Below are 21,035 nucleotides of genomic sequence, written 5' to 3'. Positions count from 1 at the left end.
ATAAAATAGTGATTATGAAAAAGCTAATTTTAGGTATGGCTATCGTAGCGTCAGCTTTTGTTTTCGGACAGAAAGGTGATGTGAACGCTCAGCTACAAGAAGCTAACAAAGCAGCAATGGATGCATACAACGCAAAAAACTATGCTGTGGCGGCTCCTAAGTTTATGGAAGTTTACAACTTACTGAAGACTAGTGGACAGGACAATAAAGTATATATGTATTATGCAGGTCTTAATTATGCTTTGGCAAATGATATTCCTCAGGCTACAAAAATATATACCGATCTTATTAACTCAGGCTACACCGGCGTTGAAACGACTTATACGGCCAAAGAAAACAAAACAGGACAGGTGGCAAGCTACGATAAAAGCACCTGGGAATTGTTAAAGAAAAGTTCTTCAAAAGATTATTCTGATTTCAAATCGGAGCAGACTCCAAGTGTGGAAGCTGATCTTTATGAGACTTTATCAACCCTTTTGCTGAATGCTAAGAAAAATGACGAAGCTTTAGCCATTATTGAAAAAGGTCTTGCCAAATTTCCTAACAATACTAAATTAAAGGAATATCAGGGAAGTGCATTATACGCATCCGGAAACACGGATAAATTTATGCAGAACCTTAAAGAACAATTGGCGAAAAACCCGAATGATGCAACCAACTGGTACAATCTTGGAGTTCTTCAGTCAAAAAATCCTGAAACGGTAAATGATGCTATTGCTTCTTTCCAGAAAGCTATTGAGCTGAAACCAGATTTCTCAAATGCTTATCAGAACCTTGTTTACACCGTGATCGGTGATGATGAAAAAGCAGTAAGTGAAATCAATGCATTGAGAAAATCAAAGCCGGACGATGCAACGAAACTTATTGAAGCAAGAAAAGAAAGATTTAATAAATCTTTACCTTATGCAGAAAAATGGTATCAGGCAATGCCGACAGATATTACTGCTGTTCAGGTATTAAAGGACATCTATAATACAACTAAAAATACGGCTAAGTATAATGAAATGAAAGCTAAAGAAGCTGAACTTCAAGCCAAGCAGCCGAAATAAGTCAATCAAATAAAAAACCGAAACATCAAGTTTCGGTTTTTTTATTATTAAATTTTTGATTTAAATTAATTTTCAGATTATCCCAGCACAGTTACACCTTTTTGGATCATTTCATAAATTGCATCTCTTCCGTTATCAGGTTTCACATTTACGGCCTTCGTTCCGTTGAAATGCAGGCATGTGACATATCCACTGCTCACGGCATCAGTGCAGGTGAATTTTACACAGTAATCCATGGCAAGGCCTACAATTTCCAATAATTGAATGTCATGGTATTTCAGAAAATCATCTAATCCTGTTTTCATAAAATGATTATTGTCCTGAAAGCCACTATAGCTGTCAATTTCAACATTTTTACCTTTCTGGATAATATGGGTGACTTTATCCCGGTTAAGATCTTTGTGAAATTCTGCCCCGAAAGTTCCCTGGATACAATGATCCGGCCACATAAACTGCGGAACACCATTCAGAATAATACTTTCGCCGACTTTTCTGCCATTATTGCTGGCAAAACTTTTATGATTTTCAGGATGCCAGTCCTGAGTTAAAACAATCTGATCATACTCGTTTTCATTCATCAGAGCATTGATGTAGGGAATCACCTCATTTGCTCCGGGAACTGCCAATGCGCCGCCTTCACAAAAATCATTCTGCACATCTACGATTATTAACGCTTTTTTCATATTTAATATTATCGAATTTTTGATAAATTTACAAAAACTAATATTCAAAAAATTGTCCAAATAAAATTTATCGGACAAATAGGCATTATGAAAACATATATCATTGATAAAGGATTCCTGAACAATAAAAAATCTATTCTCACTGTTGATGAAAAAACCTTAACGCTTAATGGTGTTGTTTTGATAAAAAAGGAAATTATAGGAATCCGATATGGGATACATTTCATCAGAGGATATATGGCAACGATCGGGAGAGAATATCAGATCTTTATAAAAACAGTTTCCGGTAAAGAAATGAAGATTTCCTTCAGACTCTTTTATGGAAGAAAACTCAACGAAAAACATAAACTTTACTGTGAGATTATTGATACGCTTTGGGAGAATTTTTACAATGATATTTTAAAAAATTATATTAATAAGTTCTTAAATAAAGAAGACCTGATAATAAGTGGCATTAAAATTTCTAATGATAAAATTACTTTCGGTAAGGAGGTAATTCCATGGGAAAATCTAATGATTAAAAAATACTATCACTATTTTATAATTTTCTCAGAAACAGATCAGTATCACAACAAAATGTTATATTATTTAAATGATCAGGATGCTGTTATTTTATCAGAATTATTAAATTACATAATTAAAAATGAACTCTATAGAACAGAAAAAGTTTCCCATAGGCAGGTTTGAGGAACCTGAAAACATCTGTGATGTTAAACTGGATGAATACATAAAAGTTATCAAAGATTTTCCGGGAAGACTGAAAAACCTGATTGAAGATTTTTCGGATGATCAACTCGATACACAATACAGAGAAGGTGGCTGGACAGTAAGACAACTCGTGAATCATATTGCCGACAGTCATATCAATAGTTTTATACGGTTCAAACTGGCTCTTACGGAAGACAATCCTACAATAAAACCATATGAAGAAGCAAAATGGGCAGAACTTCAGGACAGTCAGAATATGCCTGTAAAACCCGCAATGAGAATGATAAAAGGAACTCATCAAAGGTGGACGGCATTACTGAAAAGTATGACCAATAAACAGTTTGAACGAACATTTCATCATCCTGAGCACAATAAAAACTACGATCTGAGGAACTCTCTCGCTATATATGCATGGCACTGCAATCATCATTTTGCTCATATTGAAAACTTAAAGAAAGAAAAAGGTTGGTAAAAAAAAGTCTTCATAACCCATTTTTTTTCGAAGAGATTATAAGCAGAATTTATTGTTTACATCAAAATTCAAAACCGATATGGGGAAAAATGGATGTCTGCCAGATGATGAAACACTGTAATCAGGTTCTTCAGGTTCCGCTTGGGAAAATTGAGCTTCCAAAAATTAACCTTTTATTTAGAGCCATAGGAATTGTTACAAAATGGGAGATTCAGATTTTTAATAACGGAATTCCTCCAAATATGCCCACTTTTCAAAAACTTATCGTTAATTTTGAGTGTGATTTTGAAGAAGAAAAGAAAAGTCTTCTGAAAACGCTTGAAGAATACAGAATCTGTTTTGAAAACAAAAATCTGCCCGATCATCATGTTCTTTTCGGTAAAATGAAAGAAAAAGACTGGGGATTTCTGGAATACAAACATCTTCATCATCATCTAAAACAATTTAATGTATGAGTTTTTTTGACAAAATATTCGGTGGAAAAGAAGAAATTTCTGACAAGAATCCGATCTGGAAATATATAGAATCTGAGGAAGATCTGAAAAAAGCTATTGAAAGTTCATTCAACCATAAAATTGCTATATTCAAACATTCAACCAGCTGTTTTATAAGTAAAACGGTTCTAAGAAATTTTGAAAAGGAAATTGAAAATTCAGAGAGTAAGCCGGAACTGTATTTCCTGGACTTGCTCGCCCACAGAGCCATTTCAAATAAAATTGCAGAAGATTTGAATGTAAGACATGAAAGCCCGCAATTACTCGTCATTGAAAACGGAAAAGTAATGAATAGCGCATCGCATCAACATATATCGGCAGACCAAATTGTATAATGAAGAATATTAATAATTATTTATCTAAAGTTCTTGATGTTCCGTTGGAAAAGGTGAACATGTGCAGTGTGCATTATGAAGTAAAAAAGGTTCAGAAAAACCAGTTTCTGTTACAATACGGGGAAATCTGCAGATATATTTATTTCGTTGAAAAAGGGTTGCTGAAAATGTACTCTATTGATAAAAACGGAAAAGAGCACATCATTCAGTTTGCACCGGAAAGCTGGCTTACTTCAGATCGAAGCAGTTTATATTTTAATGAAAAATCAATTTATTATATCGAAGCGGTAGAAGATTCTGAAGTTCTTCTTTTACATCCTGACTTTATCAATAAGCTGATTGGCGAGTTTCCGAACAGTCTTGAGAAAAGTGACATTCTTTTACAAAAACATATCAAAAGCCTTCAGGACAGAATCAATTCTTTATTGGGAGAAACTGCAGAAGAGCGTTACATGAAGTTCATTAAAATGTATCCGGATCTTCTCCTGAGAGTTCCTCAGTGGATGATTGCTTCTTATCTCGGGATCACTCCTGAAAGCTTAAGCCGTGTAAGAAAGGAACTTGCCCGGAAAAATTTTGTTCCCGACAGTAAATAAAAATTTAGCACTCACAGCTAAGTTGACATATTTCTAGTCCGCCAGGTAAATCTCCTGGCGGATTTTTGCTTATGACCACGATCATAGTATAACAAAAATTATAGGTCTATCTTTAGTAATCACACCACTAAAATATAATATGAAACTTCCCTCCAAAAATCCGACAAGTCAGCATTCACCCGGCTGATCAAAAACTCATAAAATCTTTTTGACCTTATTTTAAAATATCAATTTTAAATCATTTATTTTAATAGATCATAAGAATATTTATTTTGAAATAGGAAAACAAGAAAAATTAAATATATCTAAAATCTTGCTGATAATATAAGCATTACAATTTTTGATAGATTACAATACTCGTTTGTCTTTAGAAAAGCGAGATATTTTTATTTATAATGCAATATTAAAACTAATTTACTGCTGATAAATTGACAATAGAATTAATTAATTATCCAAAATGTAATAAGGTGCGAAATTTGTATTTAGATAAGAGATCAATAATTATTTACTAGGAATGCTTATACAATAGAAGAAAAACATCAAAAACAACTGACATGGTTATTAAAGAAGAAATTCTGCGTTCAGTAGGAGCAGTTACGAGACATTATAACCCCGCGGATATTATTTTTAAAGAGGGTGATATTCCACATTACTATTATCAGATCGTCGATGGAGAAGCAAAACTTAACAATTATACTGACGACGGAAAAGAAATTATACAAACACTTTTAGAACCTGGTCAAAGCATTGGCGAATCTTTGCTTTTTTTGGACAAAGCCTATCCTGTAAATGCTATTGCTATTACAAAATGCACTGTCCTTAGAATTCCTAAAACCATTTTTCTTGATCTCATGAAGCTTTATCCTGAAATATCTTTAAACATGAACAAAACCCTCTCGCAAAGGCTTTATTTTAAGCTGATAATGGCACAGAACCTATCTTCTCAGAATCCGACAGCAAAGCTTAAAGTGCTGATGGACTATTTAAAAAGCTTTCAGAAAGAACAATCTCCTTATTCCTTTATGATTCCGCTAACCAGACAACAAATGGCAAGCCTTACAGGTCTTTGTGTAGAAACAGCGATAAGAACAATTAAGGTAATGGAAAAAGAAAAAATAGTAAAAATCAAAGACCGAAAAATTTTATATTAATTTTGTTTGAATACTAATTTTTTTTACGACCTTTTAGAAAAAATAACTGTAGAAAAATGAAAACGATCAGCTGCATGAACATTGAGCCCGAACTTCTTTACTCATACGGTGCCGAAAGAAAATCTTATAAACAGAAAGAGATCATTTACAGAGAAGGAGACCATGCCGCATATTATTATCAGATCACAAAAGGAAAAGTAAAGCTTAACAGCTACGACGAAGGAGGCAAAGAATTTATTCATAATATCATCGGTGAAAATCAAAGTTTTGGAGACTCATTGATTTTTATTGAAAAAATTTATGTTATGAATGCAGTCTGCCTTACTGATGTAGAAGTATTACGACTTCCAAAAAACAACTTTATCGAGCTTCTCGAAAACAACCCGAAAATTTCTCTGGAACTGAATGCATGTCTGTCTCAGAGACTGTATTTTAAAGCCATCATGTTACAGAACATGTCTTCTCAGAATCCGGTGATACGCCTTGAGGGATTACTCAATTACCTGAAAAGCTATCATGACGGTGACTGCGAACAATGTTTCCCTGTAGAACTAACCCGCCAACAGATCGCCAACCTTACCGGACTAAGGGTAGAAACTGTTATCAGAAATCTGAAAAAGATGGAAAAGCAAGGCAAACTCACGATAAAAGACCGAAAAATTTTATATTAATATTTCCAACATGACTTGGGTCATAAAATAGTGATATATTCTAACGTACATTTGAGTTAATAATTCATCCATATTCTTAAACCTCATTCGAGGTACATATTAGCTTTAGCTTATATGTTCAAATAAATTTAACCAAAAACTCATTGCTGTCTAATACTAGTCACGGCCAGCAATACCATCACTATAATATTAATATAAAAATTCAGTTATGAACACTAGAAATTCAAGAAATCGTAGTTCCAGAGGGAATTCAGATTCATCAAGTAATTTAGAAGAAATTTATCAATTAGGTTATGACCATGGTTATAACGATGCATCACAGGACGAAGAATATGATGATGACTTCTCAGAGTATGAAGATTACTTTGACGAAGACTATGATGATGAAGATGAGGATTACGATGATGACTATGATGAAGATTACGACGACGATGATGAAGATTACGATGATGACGACGATGATAATAGAGGAAGAGGAAGATCAGGAAACGGAAACCAGCAGAGAGACAACCAGGGAAGATTTACTTCCGGAGGTGGTAGAGGTGGTTCTCGTGGAGGATCAGGATCAGGACGTGGTTCAGGAAGAGGGAGAAATTCAGGAGGATCAGGGGGATCAGGTTCCGGAAGCAGAGGCAGGTCATCGAGAGGTTCATCAAACTCAAACAGTGACAACTACGATCGTAGACACGATAATCCGGGAAGACCAAGAGGAAGCAGAAACGGAGGCGGAAGATCTTCAGGATCAAGCTCTAGCTCAGGTTCAAGTTCAAATTCAGGAAGATCCGCATCAGGTAGCGGCAGAGGCGGCTCAAGATCCGGAAACAACGGCGGTTCAGGTCGAAGTTCAAATTCAGGCTCCGGCTCAGGATCATCAAAGAGAGGTTTCGCTTCAATGAGTAAGGCTGAACGTACGAGAATTGCCCGTATGGGCGGACAGGCCTCTCATGGAGGCGGAAGATCTTCAGGTTCGGGCAGATCCGGATTTGGCGGCAGACGTAATAATTCATAATTCTTTTTCCACGATTACCTCTTTATTGATTAAGTAAAGGGGTAATCTTTTAAAACCAAACACCACATTCACATTATGGCAACTAAAACGCTAGACAACAAAGACAGCAGTACTACAGGTACTTCATCTACAACCACAACTGGTTCATTAAAAAAAACAGCATCTGTTGATAATGCTACTGTAGATAAAAACGAGATGAAAAATTCTCCTTTACATAAATTTTTTGTTTCCGCTCTTAAAGATATTTACTATGCAGAAAATGCTATCATTGAAGCATTGGAAAAAATGCAGGAAGCAGCTACTACAGAAGAGCTGAAAGAAGCATTCGAAGATCATCAGCTGCAGACTCAAAAACATGTAAGCCGTCTTGAAAAGATATTTAAACTTATCAATGAAACGCCTGAAAAAAAAGAATGCAAAGCCATTAAAGGAATCATTGAAGAAGGCGAAGAGATAATAAAATCTACAGAAGAAGGCTCTATGACTCGTGATGCCGCTCTCATTATTGCGGCACAAAAAGTAGAACATTACGAAATTGCAACCTACGGGGGCCTGGCACAGCTGGCCATCACTATGGGACACGATAAGGCAGCAGATCTCCTGGAAAAAACATTGCAGGAAGAAGAAGACACCGATTATGATCTGACGGAAATTGCCGAAACCTACATCAATTTCGATGCGGAACAGGAAGATTAAACTTGAACATAAAGCCATGTAGAGCTTCTCTATATGGCTTTGTTCATTTACAATATTAATATTTAGGTATGTGAATTGCAATAAAATTATAAAAGCTTGAACAGGAACCAAAGAGCTCAGGAAGATACTTTTTTATCTTTTCTTTAAAGACTCGTACTGATTTGAAAAATATTTAAAAACAACAAATGAATTAATAACTTCTTAAAGAGAAAAATTATTACACCCAACAAATATTAAAGAATTATGAAAGACAAGAAACCAACCAATGAAAAGCTTAACCAGCTGGAATCTCACATGACCTCCAATGAAAATGAAAAACTGACCACCAATCAGGGACTGAAAATCAATAACAACCAAGATTCCCTGAAAGCTGGTGACAGAGGGCCTACTTTATTGGAAGATTTTATTTTAAGAGAAAAAATTACGCATTTCGATCACGAAAGAATTCCTGAAAGGGTAGTCCATGCTCGCGGATCCGGTGCGCACGGAGTTTTTAAACTTACAGAAAGCCTTGCAAAATATACGAAAGCAAAATTCTTAACCGAAGTGGGAAAGGAAACTCCTGTATTTGTAAGATTTTCTACCGTTGCAGGAAGCAGAGGAAGTACGGATCTGGCAAGAGACGTAAGAGGTTTTTCCGTAAAATTCTATACAGATGAAGGCAATTATGATCTTGTAGGGAATAATATGCCGGTATTCTTCATTCAGGATGCCATAAAATTTCCGGATCTTATCCATGCTGTAAAGCCCGAACCGCACAACGAAATACCACAGGCACAGTCTGCTCACGATACATTTTGGGATTTTATTTCTTTAATGCCGGAAAGTATGCACATGATCATGTGGCTGATGAGTGACAGGGCAATCCCAAGAAGCTTTTCAAGAATGGAAGGATTTGGGGTACATTCATTTAAATTCATTAATGATGAAGGCAAAGCACATTTTGTTAAATTCCATTTTAAACCAAAACTGGGCGTACATTCAGTTGCCTGGGACGAAGCACAGAGAATTTCCGGAGTAGACCCTGATTTTCACAAAAGGGATCTTTGGGAATCTATAGAAAACGGTGTTTTCCCGGAATGGGATTTCGGGGTACAGCTGATTCCTGAAGAAGATGAATTTAAATATGATTTCGATCTCCTTGATCCAACCAAAATCGTTCCCGAAGAAGTAGTACCTGTGCAGTTGGTAGGAACTTTAACTTTAAATAAAAATCCGGAAAACTTTTTCGCAGAAACAGAACAGGTTGCTTTCCATCCGGGGCATATTGTTCCGGGAATCGATTTTACAAACGATCCGTTACTGCAGGGAAGGCTGTTTTCCTATACAGATACACAGCTGATCAGATTAGGAGGTCCTAATTTTCACGAAATCCCGATCAACAGATCTATAAATGTGGTTCACAACAACCAGAGAGATGGCCACATGAGACAGCAGATCGCCAAAGGTAAAGTCAGCTACGAGCCGAATTCGATCGGCGGAGGATGTCCTTTCCAGGCGATGATGAAAGAAGGAGGTTTTGTATCTCAGGAGGCGAGAGTTTCCGGGGCTAAAGTAAGAGAACGAAGCCAGAGCTTTGTAGATCATTATTCGCAGGCCAAATTATTCTACAACAGCCAGTCGGCTCCGGAGAAAATGCACCTTCAGAATGCATTGATCTTTGAGCTTTCTAAAGTTACAATACCGGAGATAAGAGAAAGAATGGTAAGCCTGCTGAATTTTGTTGATAAAGATCTCGCCTCGAAAGTTGCAGCAAAATTAGGCGTGGAAGTGAAAAAACTTAAGTTCCCGAATCAAAGTATTCCGGCAGATGCAGATCCGTCAACATTACAGAGTGAAGAAAGGGAGCCTGATACTCAGCTCTCAGATGCCTTAAGCATGCAGAATACTGTTAAAGATACCATTATGGGCAGGAAAATCGGTTTCATTATGGCAAATGGCGCAGATGCAACAGCTATTAATGATTTAAAAACCAAACTGGAATCCGGAAATGCAGTCGTAGAAATCATAGGAACAAGTATGGCTCCGGTAAAAACGGATGACGGATCTCTACTGACTCCTAAACATTCTTTAACGAGCAATGCCAGCGTTTCTTTCGATGCTCTTTATATTGCGGCAGGAGAAAACTCAACGAAAGAGCTTCTTACTCAGGAAAATAAACAACATGCTTTGAATTTTATCAACGAGGCATACAAACACTGTAAGGCTATTTACTTCGGAGAAGGAACCGAACCTCTTTACATGAACAGCAATGTAAGCACGAAAAGTCATATCGATCCTGCCATCATTGTTGCTGAAGACGAAAATCCTTCAGATAAATTCATTACAGCTATTGCCAATCACAGAGTCTGGGATTTAGAATTAGAAAGAAATGCCCAAAATTAATCAGATATAAACACACTTTACACCACACTAAATATTAAAATTATGAAAGCAGCAGTTATCCACGGACCGGGACTCATCAAATGCGATACGGTCGACGATCCGATTATTAAAGATTCTCGGGATGTTATTTTAAAAGTTACCTCAACAGCCATTTGCGGAAGCGACCTGCATATGTATTCAGGGGGAATTCCCCAGGCAAGGCCTATGGTTATGGGGCATGAATTCATGGGGATTGTTGAAGAAGTGGGACAGCACATCACCAACCTTAAAGTAGGAGACAGGGTAGTGGTACCATTCCCGATTTCCTGCGGAAGCTGCTATTTCTGTCAGCATGATCTTCCGACAGCCTGCGAACACAGCAACCCTGAGCATTATGGACCGGAAGGTGGGATTCTTACCGACAAAGGCGGAGCACTGTTCGGTTATTCAGATCTCTATGGAGGTTATGACGGTGGCCAGGCACAATATGTAAGAGTTCCTTACGCTCATTTTGGCCCTAGAAAAGTTCCTGATAACCTTACTGATGAGCAGGTTTTATTTCTCACTGACATTTTTCCGACCGGCTACACAGGAGTAATGTGGGGCGAATTAAAAGGTGGCGAAACGGTGGCCATCTTCGGAGCCGGACCTGTAGGTTCAATGTCGGTAAAATCAGCGATTCTGCATAATGCAAAAAAGGTAATCGTTGTTGATACCCAGCAGTACAGGCTGGATCAGATTAAAAACCTTACAGGCTGTGATACGATTTTATGGGAAGACGGCCAGAATGTGATCGATCAGATCCGTGATATGACAGATGGGAGAGGAGCAGATCTTTGCATCGATGCAGTAGGCTTTGAACCGGACAGAAATTTGATAGACCGTGCGAAAGCCGTGATCAATTTTGAGAAGGGTTCTATTAAAGTTTTAGAGGCCTGCATGAGTGCTGTAAGAAGAGGCGGAATCGTTTCTGTGTTGGGAGTTTATCCTGTAAACTATGATAATTTTAAACTTGGACAGATTTTTGATAAAGGAATTACTATAAAAGCCGGCCAGTGCAACGTTCATGCGATCATCGATGATTTGCTGGACCATGTACAGAGCGGCAGAGTACAACTGAATGACATTATTACCCATCGTCTGTCTTTAGAAGACGTTTCTAAAGGTTACGAAATCTTCGACAAGAAACAGGACGGATGTGTAAAGGTTGTTCTTGATCCGTGGAAGGCTTCAAGTCTCTAAAAAATACACACAAACACATAAATATTAGAATTATGGAATTTCAAAAAAATCTTCTGGAGTATATCAGCCAGTCTTTAATGACCACAGACGAAACCATTTGCGTGGTGGAAAGCGTTACATCAGGCTGTTTACAATTGGCTTTCTCACAGATGCCGAATGCCTCTATGTTTTACAAAGGCGGTCTTACCGCTTATACTCTGCAGGAAAAAGTAAGATTACTGAATGTAGATGCCCATGAAGCAGAAGAATGCGACTGTGTTTCAGAAAATATTGCAGAAACAATGGCGCTGAATGCAGCAAAGCTTTTCCAGTCGGATTGGTCGATTGCTACAACAGGATATTGTACACCAATACGCAATTCTTCTTATAAAATCTTTGCCTACTTTTCATTTTCTTATAAAGGCGAAATCGTTTTAACAAAAAAATTGGAGCTGCATCCTAAAACGCAGGCACTGAATGCACAGCTGTATTACACAGAGTTTATTTTGGGATGTCTTAAAAGTGAAATAAATCAACTGTTAATTTTAAAGTAAGAATGATGAACAGGAAAAATGAATATGCGCTGATTACGGGAGCAACCAGCGGGATCGGCTATGAGCTTGCTAAACAATTTGCAAAAAACGGTTATGATCTCGTTATGGTTGCCCGGAATCATGACGAACTGAAAACAAAGGCAGATGAATTTAAAAACTATGGCGTTAATGTAATTACTATTGCTAAGAATCTCTTTATTGAAGAAGATGCCTATGCTTTATATTCAGAGTTGAAGCTAAACGGAATTAGTCCTGCAATTCTCGTAAATGATGCAGGGCAGGGTGTGTATGGCAAATTTCAGGATACCGATATTCACCGGGAAGTTGATATTATTAATTTAAATATTGTTTCTGTTATTATCCTGACAAAAATGTTCTTAAAAGACCGTCTACCCAAAGGATCAGGGAAAATCCTGAATCTTGCCTCGATTGCAAGTAAGGCTCCCGGCCCCTGGCATTCGGTGTATCATGGAACAAAGGCATTTATTCTATCCTGGTCTGAAGCGATACGTGAAGAACTTAAGGATTCAGGAATTACGGTAACGGCTTTACTGCCGGGACCTACAGATACAGATTTCTTTAACAAAGCCGACATGAATGAAAGCAAAATTCTGGAAGATAAAGACAATCTTTCTTCGCCCGAAGAAGTTGCTATTGACGGATTCAATGCTTTAATGAATGGTGATGACAAAGTAGTTTCAGGCCTAAAAAACAAACTAACCGTAGCCATGTCGAATATCGCAACAGACAGTATGGCTGCACACAGAATGGCAGAAATGCAAAAACCGGTAAATGAAAAGTAGATGAGTATGGGGAATTTAAAATTAGAAAATAAAACTGTCCTGATCACTGGAGCAGACAGCGGAATCGGTAAAGCGGTCGCTTTACTTTTCGCAAAAGAAGGCGCAAATATTGCCATTATTTATTATTCTGATGATAAAGACGCAGAAAAAGCGAAATCAGAAATAGAAGGTTTAGGAAGAAAAGCGGCCATATTTAAAGGAGATGTTAATGATTATCAGTTTTGCGAAGAAACTACTCAAAAAGTGGTTTCGCAATTCGGAGGCATTGATATTTTAGTGAATAACGCCGGCGTGCAGTTCCCTGCAGATAATATCATTGATCTTGAGGAAGAAAATATCCGAACAACTTTTAATTCTAATATTATAGGAATGATTCTTCTTACTAAAGTTGTTTTTCCTCATTTAAAACAGGGAAGCTCTGTTATCAATACGACTTCGGCAACAGCTTACCAAGGGCATGAAGAATTGTTGGATTACTCGGCTACAAAAGGAGCAATCGTTTCCTTCACCCGTTCGCTGGCATTACAGTCCAAACCTAAAGGAATCCGTGTCAATGCCGTGGCGCCGGGTCCGGTAGCAACACCATTAACCAAAGAGACTTTCGGAGAAGAAGAAGACGATCCGAACAAACCACCTTTCGAAAGAAATGCAACCCCTGAGGAAGTGGCGACCAGCTATCTGTTCCTTGCAAGTGATGATGGGGCTCAGATCACCGGACAAGTACTTCATCCTAATGGAGGCCTTGTTGTGAATGGATAATATTTTAAAAACAAAAAACATTTGTGATTATGAAAACAACCACTTTAGTTTTAGGAATTTTAAGCATGTTCGCATTTTCATCCTGCAGATGCGGGTTTGATGAGGACGAACCGAAAAACAAATACGACAACAAGAATTCCGACAGCAATAAAGCAGAAAGCGACACATTGCAGATTAAATAAGTTTAACGAAAATTCTAATTCATGTACAGAGACGGAGCAAGAAAAAGTATCTGGCAGGAAGAAATCAGGAAATTTTCCTCGGAGGCCGACCTTCAACAGCTCTACGATGTAGCAGTAGTCGGGGGCGGGATTACCGGGGTTTCCACTGCCTTGAAGCTGCAGCAGGCCGGGAAAAGATGTATTCTTCTGGAAGCTGCCAATATTGGTTTCGGAACAACCGGAGGAACAACCGCACACCTTAATGATTTCTTTGACACCACTTTTAAAGAGGCAATTGATGATTTTGGGTTAGATAACGCAAAACTCTTTGCCAATGTAGGCCGGGAAGCTATTGGTATCATAGAAAGCAATATTCAACACTTTGGTATTGACTGTGATTTCGAAAGAAAGACAGCCTATCTTTTTGCTTTGGATGAAAAACAACAGAAGCAGCTGAAAGATATTGCGGAAGGCGCTTCAGAGGTAGGCCATGAGATGACGTATGTAGAAGATATTCCTTTTCCGATTCCGTTTAAAGAAGCGGTGCGTATTCCTGACCAGGCACAATTCCATCCTATAAAATATATTAAGGGATTATGTGAAGCTTTTCTCAGCTTGGGAGGTGTGATCCTTGAGGAATGTCGTTGTGAAAGCCATGATGAGCAGGACGATTATGTTGTTTTGGAAACATCAAAAGGTGAAATTAAAGCCAAAAATGTCGTTTATGCCACTCATATTCCTCCTGGTCTTAGTGTTTTACACATTACCAACTCACCTTACAGAAGCTATGCCTTAGCTTTCAGCCTGAAAGACGGAAAATATCCGGAAGATCTGGGATACGATCTCATCGATCCTTATCACTATTACAGAGTTCAGGAAATTAACGGACAGAAACTACTGATCGCCGGTGGTGAAGACCATAAAACCGGTCATGAAGAAGATACCGGAGAATGCTTTTCAAGGCTTGAAAATTATGTCAGAAAATATTTTGATGTAGAAACAGTATATTACAGCTGGTCAAGCCAATATTATGAACCTGTAGACGGATTCCCCTATATCGGTAAACTTCCGGGAAGTGACGGGAAAATATTTACCGCAACAGGGTTCAGAGGAAACGGAATGACATTGGGAACCATTTCTTCACAGATTCTTTCAGATTTAATTATTAAAGGAGAAAATACATATGAAGACATTTTCAGTCCGTCACGCATCAAGCCGATTGCAGGCTTTGCTGATTTTGTGAAAGAAAATGCGGTGGTAGCCTACGATTTTATTAAAGATAAACTGTTTGCCGAAAAGATCCATTCGCTTTCAGAAGTAAAAGAAGGACAGGCAAAAGTGGTGAAATACGAAGGGGAATCCTACGCTTTGTATAAGGAAACGAACGGAACCGTACATCTGGTGAAAAGCACCTGTCCGCACGCCAAATGTGAAGTGAGATGGAACAGTGCAGAGCTCAGCTGGGATTGTCCGTGCCACGGGTCACGATTCAATATCAACGGAAAACTGCTTACAGGACCTACTGTGAGAGATCTGCCGCGGGTGGATGCCGATTCGGGAATTTAATCTTTAAAAATATGTCTAAAAAAGGATTTTTATATCGAAACAGTTTAAGTATTGTTCTGATCATTTTTATGATTTCTTGTCTTACTGCACAGTTTTTTACAGGCTGGAAAACAGAAAATAAGGAACTCATGGAAAATGGAAGTGCTGCATTAAGTTTAGGACAATACGTTTATAGCGGGCATTTCATACAGGCTACATTTGAAAACTGGGAAAGTGAGTTCCTGCAGATGATGCTGTATGTGTTATTGACGGTTTCACTTCGTCAGAAAGGTTCAAGCGAATCTAAATCTTTGGACAAAGAAGAGGATGTCGATAAAGAACCCGTACCACATGTCAATGCCCCATGGCCGGTAAAAAAAGGCGGTATATGGCTTAAGATGTATAAACATTCCTTATCAATGGCTTTTGCCGTTCTGTTTATTATCAGTTTTTCGCTTCATTTCTATGGAAGTCTGAAAGAGTATAATGAAGAACAGATCTCAAAAGAAAAGCCAACCATCAGTGCATCACAGTACATCACGGAATCCCGTTTCTGGTTTGAATCTTTTCAGAACTGGCAAAGCGAATTTCTCGCTGTTGCCTCACTGGTGATTCTTTCGATCTGGCTGCGTGAAAAAGGTTCTCCGGAATCTAAACCTGTGGATATGTCTCACGATGAAACACCTTAGTTTCCTCAATTCATTACATTATAAAACAGGCTGCATCGATGTGATGCAGCCTGCTCTTTTTCATAAATTTACTATTGTTAAATTTTTGCTTTTCCTTCAACACCGTCGGAATTATCGGTAGTCTTGCCGGTAACAGCCGCAGTCACAAAGTTCATCAGACTTACCAGCTTGCCAACTTTTGTATCCCAATAATAAGATTCTCTTGGCTCTAAGCGGATAATCGAAACATTAGGATCATCTTTACCGTCTTCAAACCATGCTTTTGCCATTGGCGACCATTTGTCCTCAATTGTTGAGCGGTCTTTATAAATGGTAGCATCTCCAAAAACGGAAAGATATTGATAGTCGCCATTATTCATAAAGAAAAGCTGGACTCTTTTATCTTCTTTAATCTCAAAATTTTTGTTGCTGGTATCACTGCTGATGAACCAAAGATTTCCTTCATCATCAGTTTCCTGTAAAGACATCGGTCTGGAATTGATCGGCAGCGTATCCAATTCTGTACAGAACATACAGATTTTTGTACTTTCGGATAAATCTTTGATTTTTTTTACAGCGTCGTGGTGTGTAAGATTTTCTGTTGACATAATATTATATTTTAGTGATTGGATAATAAAAAGTACTGATTACTATTCAAAAATCCGACCATAATGAACGGTGTGTTCAAAATTTACATACAATTAAGTAGCATTTATAAATGTTGTTCTTTTCAATATAGAAACTTGAAATATTTAGAACCTGTTTAAATTCTAATATATTTTAACATTAAGGAATTTAGGTTTAATTTCTTAATTAACTTAATCTAAATCAATTAATTGATTTCTTAATTTTTCCCGCTTAATAAACTGAATTTCTTAATGTTAATATTAAGAATAAACTTCGTTTATTTAGGTGAAGCAACATTAAGCAGAAGTCCATAAAAAATTATTAGATTAAATTTAAATATTCTCTTAGCTTGAATCCCTGCTGGTGCCAGTGTCCCGCTAGTGTCCTGTGATACCTTTCCCTTAGAAAGCGAGAAGTACGAGCGAGACGTTCGCACTAGCGGATATAATACAATGATGCGGAGGTATTACAAAAAACCTGCGCAGGTTTTGCTTAACGGGTGCTTAGGTTTTGATCAAAAGCTGCCTAGGTTTTAGGTAAAAGGTGCGCAGGTTTTAATCGAAAGGTTGTTGGTTATTTTTTCACATTACAGCAAGGACTTCGTATTTACTCTAAATTATTTCTGATTCTGAAACTTTCTCAGTATTTTTACTGAAGTTTTTAATTAAATATAAAATGATCCAGTATTTAGATAATATTCATCACAAAGATTCAAAAAACTTTTTTCTTATTGCAGGACCTTGTATCATCGAAGGTGAAGATATGGCGCTTAAAATCGCCGAAAAGGTAGTTGAGCTGACTAATAAATATAATATTCCTTATATCTTTAAAGGAAGCTTCAAGAAAGCCAACCGAAGCAGGGTAGATTCGTTTACCACAATCGGAGAAGAAAAATCTCTTGAGATCCTTAAAAAAGTAGGAGAGACCTTCAATATTCCGACAACAACAGATATCCATGAAAATGAGCATGCGGCTCTTGCTGCTCAATATGTGGATGTACTGCAGATTCCTGCGTTTCTCGTGCGCCAGACAGATCTTTTGGTGGCTGCTGCAGAAACAGGAAAGTGTGTGACTTTAAAGAAAGGACAATTCCTTTCTCCGGAATCCATGAAGTTTGCCGTTCAGAAAATTACAGATTCCAACAATCAGAAAGTGGCCATTATCGAAAGAGGGAATTCATTCGGATATACAGATTTAATCGTAGATTACAGAGGAATTCCAACCATGAGAAATTATGCTCCGGTGATTCTTGATGTGACCCATTCTTTACAGCAGCCGAATCAAAGTTCAGGTGTTACAGGAGGTAGACCGGATCTTATCGAAACGGTGGCAAAAGCCGGAATTGCAGTAGGAGCAGACGGAATTTTCATTGAAACACATCCGACACCGGAAACTGCTTTATCCGATGGTGCCAATATGCTGAGACTTGATCTTTTAGAAGATCTGTTGCAGAAATTAACCAGAGTAAGAGAAGCGATTCTTTAATTTATTCTTTTATTCTTATTAAACGTTTTGCAGCTATCTTAACAAATGTTAATAAAGTTTAAATAAGTTAAAATAAAATTTATATATTCACGTTTGAAATTCTAAAACATTTCTTTTGAAAAAACTAGTTTTACCATTGAGCCTTATGGTTCCTGCATTAGTATTCTCTCAGGTAAGAAAAAAGAAGGATACGATGAAAACCGCAACGATTGAAGAAGTGGTGTTTCAGAAAAAAGTAGCAGGAAGAACCAATGATCTTACCACTGTGAAAATTTCAGCTAAAGATGCTCAAAATGTAGCGAGCATTTCCGGAGGTATTGAAGGAATTATTAAAACATTACCTTCCGTAAACTCCAATACGGAGCTTTCTTCACAGTATATGGTTCGTGGCGGAAACTATGACGAAAACCTTATCTACATTAATGATATTGAAATCTACAGACCTTTTCTGATCAGAAATTCTCAACAGGAAGGTTTAAGCATCATTAATCCCGACATGGTTTCCACTGTGAATTTCTCTGCCGGAGGTTTTGAGCCGAGATATGGTGATAAAATGTCTTCAGCATTAAATATCTACTATCGTGAACCTGAAAAATTTGAGCTTTCAGGAGAAGGCAGCTTAATTGGCGGAAGGCTGACTACGGGTTTTGCGGCAGGAAAAGATCAGGAAGGTAACAGAAAATTCACAGCCTTATTTTCAGGGAGATACAGAAATACAAACCTTGTTCTCAATACTTTAAAAGAAGATACAGACTTTAATCCTAAGTATATGGATTTTCAGACGTATCTCAATTATCATTTCAGCCCCAAATTAACGTTGTCATTTATAGGATATTATTCTAAAAATGATTACGAAATGATTCCGAAAACAAGAGAAGTTGATTTCGGAAGTCTTTTGCAACCGCTTAAGCTTAATGTAGGATATGTCGGCAGCGAAGATGATAAATATAAGAACATGATGGGGACCGCATCAATGAACTTCAAGCCATCTGATAAATGGCGTTTTACCCTTGATGCCTTTGCTTACCAGAATCGTGAAAGAGAGTATTATACAATAAATTCCAGTTATTCCTTAGAAACTTTTGATCCGGTAACCGGCGCTCCCGTTACTTCGTACGATTCGGGTGGTCAGATAGAACATGCAAGAAACGATTTATATGTGAAAACTTATGGAGCGCAGTTCAGAACCCGTTTTTCGCCTAACGTCAATACGGATATCGAACTGGGATTCAAATATGAGAAGGAAAATTTAAAAGATCTTACCAACGAATGGAAACTGGTGGATTCCGCAGGATACAGTCTTCCTCATGAGGAATTCATTGATCCAAGAAATGCTGGGGACCTGCAGCTGATGTATAATATTGCAGGTAAAAATCATATTCAGCCGACGAGATTTTCTGCCTATGCACAATATTCTCAGAAATTTTTCTGGGGCAGCAGTAAAGTTTTCCTGAATGCGGGTGCCAGAGTTGCCCACTGGAGCTTTAATAATGAAACGATTTTTTCCCCACGAGCACAGTTTGCCATCAAACCGGATTGGGATACGGATATGTTGTTCAGACTTTCGGGAGGCGTATATTATCAGGCACCATTTTATAAAGAAATAAAAGACCTTGATGGAAATTTCAACTCTTCTATAAAATCTCAGCGATCCATTCAGGCTATTCTTGCCAATGATTATGAGTTTTATATGTATGACAGACCTTTTAAACTGACAACGGAGCTTTATTACAAGAAAATGAATGATCTGATCCCATATTATATGGATAATGTCAGAATTCGTTACACAGGTAAGAATAACGCTTCAGGATATTCATACGGAATTGATACAAGACTTTTCGGAGAGTTCGTTCCGGGTGTAGACTCGTGGCTTTCGGCAAGTTATGCAAGAGTATTTGAAAACATCGATGATAAAGGAAATATTCCAAGGCCTACGGACCAAAGGTTCAGATTTGCGATGTTCTATCAGGATTATATGCCGGCATTTCCACAAATGCGTGTCAATCTTACATTAACCTACGCGATGGGGCTTCCTACAGGAGCACCGGTGCTTACAGATCCCTATCAGTATCAGAAAACTTTACCTTCCTACAAAAGGGTAGATCTTGGACTTTCTTATGCGTTTATAGATCCTAAGGAAAAAAAAGGAGGATATGGATTTTGGGGTAATTTCGATGAACTGACTTTAGGTGTGCAGGTTTTCAATGCATTTAACATCAGAAATACAGTAGCCAACCAATGGATTACTGATGCGAATACCAATTATATGTATCCTGTTCCGGTACGTCTTACAGGAAGATTCTTTAATGTAAAGCTTGAATTTAAAATTAAATAATTTAATATAAGCGCAAGGAACTTCTGATATTCAGAGGTTCTTTTTTTGATAATTCTTTAACAACAATACGAAATTTTATACCATAAGCTCAGTATATATTTTTAAATTTGCTTTAAATAAATTATAAAGAAAAGTAGATATGAAAAAATATATCATTACGGCCGTATTCTCTATATTATCAATAATTTCAGTCTCTGCGCAGGTAAAGAAAGATGCAAAAATTTCCGGATTGTATCATAATTATATTGCCATAAAATCTGCTCTTGCTTCTGATGATGCTAACAAAGCCTCACTAGCAGCTACACAATTCATTAAAACATCTTCCGAAATCAACAATAAAACGGTTTCTGAAGCGGAATTGAACAATCTGCGAAAAGATGCCAAAATAATTGCCGGCTCTAAGAATATTTCCGCACAGAGAGAATCTTTTCATAAACTATCGGATAATATGATCGGCTTGGCAAATGAATTTAAATTATCACAAAATCCGGTTTATGTGCAATATTGCCCAATGGCCGACGGAAGCTGGCTGAGTGACGAATCTAAAATTGTAAATCCATATTATGGAAAGTCTATGTTGTCTTGCGGAAAGGTAAAGTCAACAATTAAATAAACTATCGTAAATTACTTATAAAAAGTCTTTTATATC

The 21,035-nt window shown here is 37.5% G+C and carries 23 protein-coding genes; 21 read left to right on the top strand and 2 right to left on the bottom strand.

Annotation, left to right across the window (positions count from 1 at the left end):
• The first annotated feature begins 14 nt into the window (after positions 1-14).
• Positions 15-1,049, top strand: a complete 1,035-nt coding sequence (locus ACWNCI_RS05195; protein WP_346985303.1) for a tetratricopeptide repeat protein — start codon at positions 15-17, stop codon at positions 1,047-1,049.
• A 77-nt stretch (positions 1,050-1,126) separates the two neighbouring features.
• Here ACWNCI_RS05195 and pncA read toward each other — a convergent pair whose 3' ends face one another.
• Complete coding sequence (gene pncA, locus ACWNCI_RS05190; protein ID WP_449387438.1) at positions 1,127-1,732, bottom strand: bifunctional nicotinamidase/pyrazinamidase; 606 nt, start codon at positions 1,730-1,732, stop codon at positions 1,127-1,129.
• Between the two features lie 87 nt (positions 1,733-1,819).
• Between pncA and ACWNCI_RS05185 the strand changes: the two genes are divergently transcribed.
• The 17 genes from ACWNCI_RS05185 (at position 1,820) to ACWNCI_RS05105 (ending at position 15,960) form a co-directional block, all read left to right on the top strand.
• Complete coding sequence (locus ACWNCI_RS05185; protein WP_449387437.1) at positions 1,820-2,419, top strand: hypothetical protein; 600 nt, start codon at positions 1,820-1,822, stop codon at positions 2,417-2,419.
• Positions 2,376-2,912, top strand: a complete 537-nt coding sequence (locus ACWNCI_RS05180; protein WP_346985306.1) for a YfiT family bacillithiol transferase — start codon at positions 2,376-2,378, stop codon at positions 2,910-2,912. The genes ACWNCI_RS05185 and ACWNCI_RS05180 overlap by 44 nt, the downstream gene beginning before the upstream one ends.
• Positions 2,906-3,367 carry a DUF1569 domain-containing protein gene (locus ACWNCI_RS05175; RefSeq protein WP_449387436.1) on the top strand — a complete coding sequence of 154 codons (462 nt, stop codon included), beginning with the start codon at positions 2,906-2,908 and terminating at the stop codon, positions 3,365-3,367. The genes ACWNCI_RS05180 and ACWNCI_RS05175 overlap by 7 nt, the downstream gene beginning before the upstream one ends.
• Positions 3,364-3,741 carry a bacillithiol system redox-active protein YtxJ gene (gene ytxJ / locus ACWNCI_RS05170; RefSeq protein WP_449387435.1) on the top strand — a complete coding sequence of 126 codons (378 nt, stop codon included), beginning with the start codon at positions 3,364-3,366 and terminating at the stop codon, positions 3,739-3,741. The genes ACWNCI_RS05175 and ytxJ overlap by 4 nt, the downstream gene beginning before the upstream one ends.
• On the top strand, positions 3,741-4,337 hold the full coding sequence (locus ACWNCI_RS05165) for a Crp/Fnr family transcriptional regulator (protein ID WP_042721528.1): 597 nt from the start codon (positions 3,741-3,743) through the stop codon (positions 4,335-4,337). Before ytxJ ends, ACWNCI_RS05165 begins: the two co-directional genes overlap by 1 nt.
• A 554-nt stretch (positions 4,338-4,891) precedes the next feature.
• Positions 4,892-5,488 carry a Crp/Fnr family transcriptional regulator gene (locus ACWNCI_RS05160; RefSeq protein ID WP_449387434.1) on the top strand — a complete coding sequence of 199 codons (597 nt, stop codon included), beginning with the start codon at positions 4,892-4,894 and terminating at the stop codon, positions 5,486-5,488.
• Between the two features lie 74 nt (positions 5,489-5,562).
• Positions 5,563-6,159, top strand: a complete 597-nt coding sequence (locus tag ACWNCI_RS05155) for a Crp/Fnr family transcriptional regulator (protein ID WP_449387433.1) — start codon at positions 5,563-5,565, stop codon at positions 6,157-6,159.
• Between the two features lie 208 nt (positions 6,160-6,367).
• On the top strand, positions 6,368-7,168 hold the full coding sequence (locus tag ACWNCI_RS05150) for a KGG domain-containing protein (protein WP_449387432.1): 801 nt from the start codon (positions 6,368-6,370) through the stop codon (positions 7,166-7,168).
• Between the two features lie 75 nt (positions 7,169-7,243).
• Positions 7,244-7,864 carry a ferritin-like domain-containing protein gene (locus ACWNCI_RS05145; protein ID WP_346985312.1) on the top strand — a complete coding sequence of 207 codons (621 nt, stop codon included), beginning with the start codon at positions 7,244-7,246 and terminating at the stop codon, positions 7,862-7,864.
• A gap of 243 nt (positions 7,865-8,107) precedes the next feature.
• Entirely contained in the window at positions 8,108-10,249 is a 2,142-nt protein-coding gene (locus ACWNCI_RS05140) for a catalase (RefSeq protein ID WP_449387431.1), read from the top strand.
• Between the two features lie 42 nt (positions 10,250-10,291).
• Complete coding sequence (locus ACWNCI_RS05135; RefSeq protein ID WP_449387430.1) at positions 10,292-11,470, top strand: zinc-dependent alcohol dehydrogenase; 1,179 nt, start codon at positions 10,292-10,294, stop codon at positions 11,468-11,470.
• Positions 11,471-11,502: 32 nt separating this feature from the next.
• Entirely contained in the window at positions 11,503-12,003 is a 501-nt protein-coding gene (locus ACWNCI_RS05130) for a CinA family protein (RefSeq protein WP_346985315.1), read from the top strand.
• 2 nt (positions 12,004-12,005) lie between these two features.
• A complete protein-coding gene (locus tag ACWNCI_RS05125) occupies positions 12,006-12,806 on the top strand; it encodes an SDR family NAD(P)-dependent oxidoreductase (protein WP_346985316.1) in 801 nt (266 codons plus the stop codon).
• A gap of 6 nt (positions 12,807-12,812) precedes the next feature.
• Entirely contained in the window at positions 12,813-13,565 is a 753-nt protein-coding gene (locus ACWNCI_RS05120; RefSeq protein WP_449387429.1) for an SDR family oxidoreductase, read from the top strand.
• Between the two features lie 29 nt (positions 13,566-13,594).
• Entirely contained in the window at positions 13,595-13,747 is a 153-nt protein-coding gene (locus tag ACWNCI_RS05115; RefSeq protein WP_346985318.1) for a hypothetical protein, read from the top strand.
• A 21-nt stretch (positions 13,748-13,768) separates the two neighbouring features.
• Positions 13,769-15,292, top strand: a complete 1,524-nt coding sequence (locus ACWNCI_RS05110) for an FAD-dependent oxidoreductase (RefSeq protein ID WP_449387428.1) — start codon at positions 13,769-13,771, stop codon at positions 15,290-15,292.
• A gap of 11 nt (positions 15,293-15,303) precedes the next feature.
• The gene (locus ACWNCI_RS05105) at positions 15,304-15,960 is read left to right on the top strand and encodes a DUF6766 family protein (RefSeq protein WP_449387427.1); all 657 of its coding nucleotides are present in this window, start codon (positions 15,304-15,306) and stop codon (positions 15,958-15,960) included.
• A 77-nt stretch (positions 15,961-16,037) separates the two neighbouring features.
• Here the strand turns inward: ACWNCI_RS05105 and ACWNCI_RS05100 are convergent, their stop codons facing one another.
• Positions 16,038-16,547: a pyridoxamine 5'-phosphate oxidase family protein gene (locus ACWNCI_RS05100; RefSeq protein ID WP_449387426.1), complete on the bottom strand. Its 510-nt coding sequence runs from the start codon at positions 16,545-16,547 to the stop codon at positions 16,038-16,040.
• Between the two features lie 694 nt (positions 16,548-17,241).
• Between ACWNCI_RS05100 and kdsA the strand changes: the two genes are divergently transcribed.
• The 3 genes from kdsA to ACWNCI_RS05085 all read left to right on the top strand — a co-directional run bounded on the left by kdsA (position 17,242) and on the right by ACWNCI_RS05085 (position 20,999).
• Entirely contained in the window at positions 17,242-18,051 is an 810-nt protein-coding gene (kdsA, locus tag ACWNCI_RS05095) for a 3-deoxy-8-phosphooctulonate synthase (protein WP_042720039.1), read from the top strand.
• A 115-nt stretch (positions 18,052-18,166) separates the two neighbouring features.
• Positions 18,167-20,386: a TonB-dependent receptor plug domain-containing protein gene (locus tag ACWNCI_RS05090; protein WP_449387425.1), complete on the top strand. Its 2,220-nt coding sequence runs from the start codon at positions 18,167-18,169 to the stop codon at positions 20,384-20,386.
• Between the two features lie 139 nt (positions 20,387-20,525).
• Complete coding sequence (locus ACWNCI_RS05085) at positions 20,526-20,999, top strand: DUF3347 domain-containing protein (RefSeq protein WP_449387424.1); 474 nt, start codon at positions 20,526-20,528, stop codon at positions 20,997-20,999.
• Positions 21,000-21,035 lie beyond the last annotated feature (36 nt).

This window comes from Chryseobacterium lineare (assembly GCF_977014045.1).
This window is presented reverse-complemented; position numbering and strand designations above follow the sequence as displayed.

Excerpts from the sequence above, each read along its gene's own strand:
- ACWNCI_RS05160 (WP_449387434.1), top strand. The coding sequence starts at position 4,892 with ATGGTTATTAAAGAAGAAATTCTGCGTTCAGTAGGAGCAGTTACGAGA.
- ACWNCI_RS05115 (WP_346985318.1), top strand. The coding sequence starts at position 13,595 with ATGAAAACAACCACTTTAGTTTTAGGAATTTTAAGCATGTTCGCATTT.
- ACWNCI_RS05110 (WP_449387428.1), top strand. The coding sequence starts at position 13,769 with ATGTACAGAGACGGAGCAAGAAAAAGTATCTGGCAGGAAGAAATCAGG.
- ACWNCI_RS05165 (WP_042721528.1), top strand. The coding sequence starts at position 3,741 with ATGAAGAATATTAATAATTATTTATCTAAAGTTCTTGATGTTCCGTTG.
- ACWNCI_RS05105 (WP_449387427.1), top strand. The coding sequence starts at position 15,304 with ATGTCTAAAAAAGGATTTTTATATCGAAACAGTTTAAGTATTGTTCTG.
- ACWNCI_RS05135 (WP_449387430.1), top strand. The coding sequence starts at position 10,292 with ATGAAAGCAGCAGTTATCCACGGACCGGGACTCATCAAATGCGATACG.
- ACWNCI_RS05140 (WP_449387431.1), top strand. The coding sequence starts at position 8,108 with ATGAAAGACAAGAAACCAACCAATGAAAAGCTTAACCAGCTGGAATCT.
- ACWNCI_RS05185 (WP_449387437.1), top strand. The coding sequence starts at position 1,820 with ATGAAAACATATATCATTGATAAAGGATTCCTGAACAATAAAAAATCT.
- ACWNCI_RS05145 (WP_346985312.1), top strand. The coding sequence starts at position 7,244 with ATGGCAACTAAAACGCTAGACAACAAAGACAGCAGTACTACAGGTACT.
- pncA (WP_449387438.1), bottom strand. The coding sequence starts at position 1,732 with ATGAAAAAAGCGTTAATAATCGTAGATGTGCAGAATGATTTTTGTGAA.
- ACWNCI_RS05195 (WP_346985303.1), top strand. The coding sequence starts at position 15 with ATGAAAAAGCTAATTTTAGGTATGGCTATCGTAGCGTCAGCTTTTGTT.
- ACWNCI_RS05130 (WP_346985315.1), top strand. The coding sequence starts at position 11,503 with ATGGAATTTCAAAAAAATCTTCTGGAGTATATCAGCCAGTCTTTAATG.
- ACWNCI_RS05150 (WP_449387432.1), top strand. The coding sequence starts at position 6,368 with ATGAACACTAGAAATTCAAGAAATCGTAGTTCCAGAGGGAATTCAGAT.
- ACWNCI_RS05120 (WP_449387429.1), top strand. The coding sequence starts at position 12,813 with ATGGGGAATTTAAAATTAGAAAATAAAACTGTCCTGATCACTGGAGCA.
- ACWNCI_RS05085 (WP_449387424.1), top strand. The coding sequence starts at position 20,526 with ATGAAAAAATATATCATTACGGCCGTATTCTCTATATTATCAATAATT.
- ACWNCI_RS05180 (WP_346985306.1), top strand. The coding sequence starts at position 2,376 with ATGAACTCTATAGAACAGAAAAAGTTTCCCATAGGCAGGTTTGAGGAA.
- ACWNCI_RS05100 (WP_449387426.1), bottom strand. The coding sequence starts at position 16,547 with ATGTCAACAGAAAATCTTACACACCACGACGCTGTAAAAAAAATCAAA.
- kdsA (WP_042720039.1), top strand. The coding sequence starts at position 17,242 with ATGATCCAGTATTTAGATAATATTCATCACAAAGATTCAAAAAACTTT.
- ytxJ (WP_449387435.1), top strand. The coding sequence starts at position 3,364 with ATGAGTTTTTTTGACAAAATATTCGGTGGAAAAGAAGAAATTTCTGAC.
- ACWNCI_RS05155 (WP_449387433.1), top strand. The coding sequence starts at position 5,563 with ATGAACATTGAGCCCGAACTTCTTTACTCATACGGTGCCGAAAGAAAA.
- ACWNCI_RS05125 (WP_346985316.1), top strand. The coding sequence starts at position 12,006 with ATGATGAACAGGAAAAATGAATATGCGCTGATTACGGGAGCAACCAGC.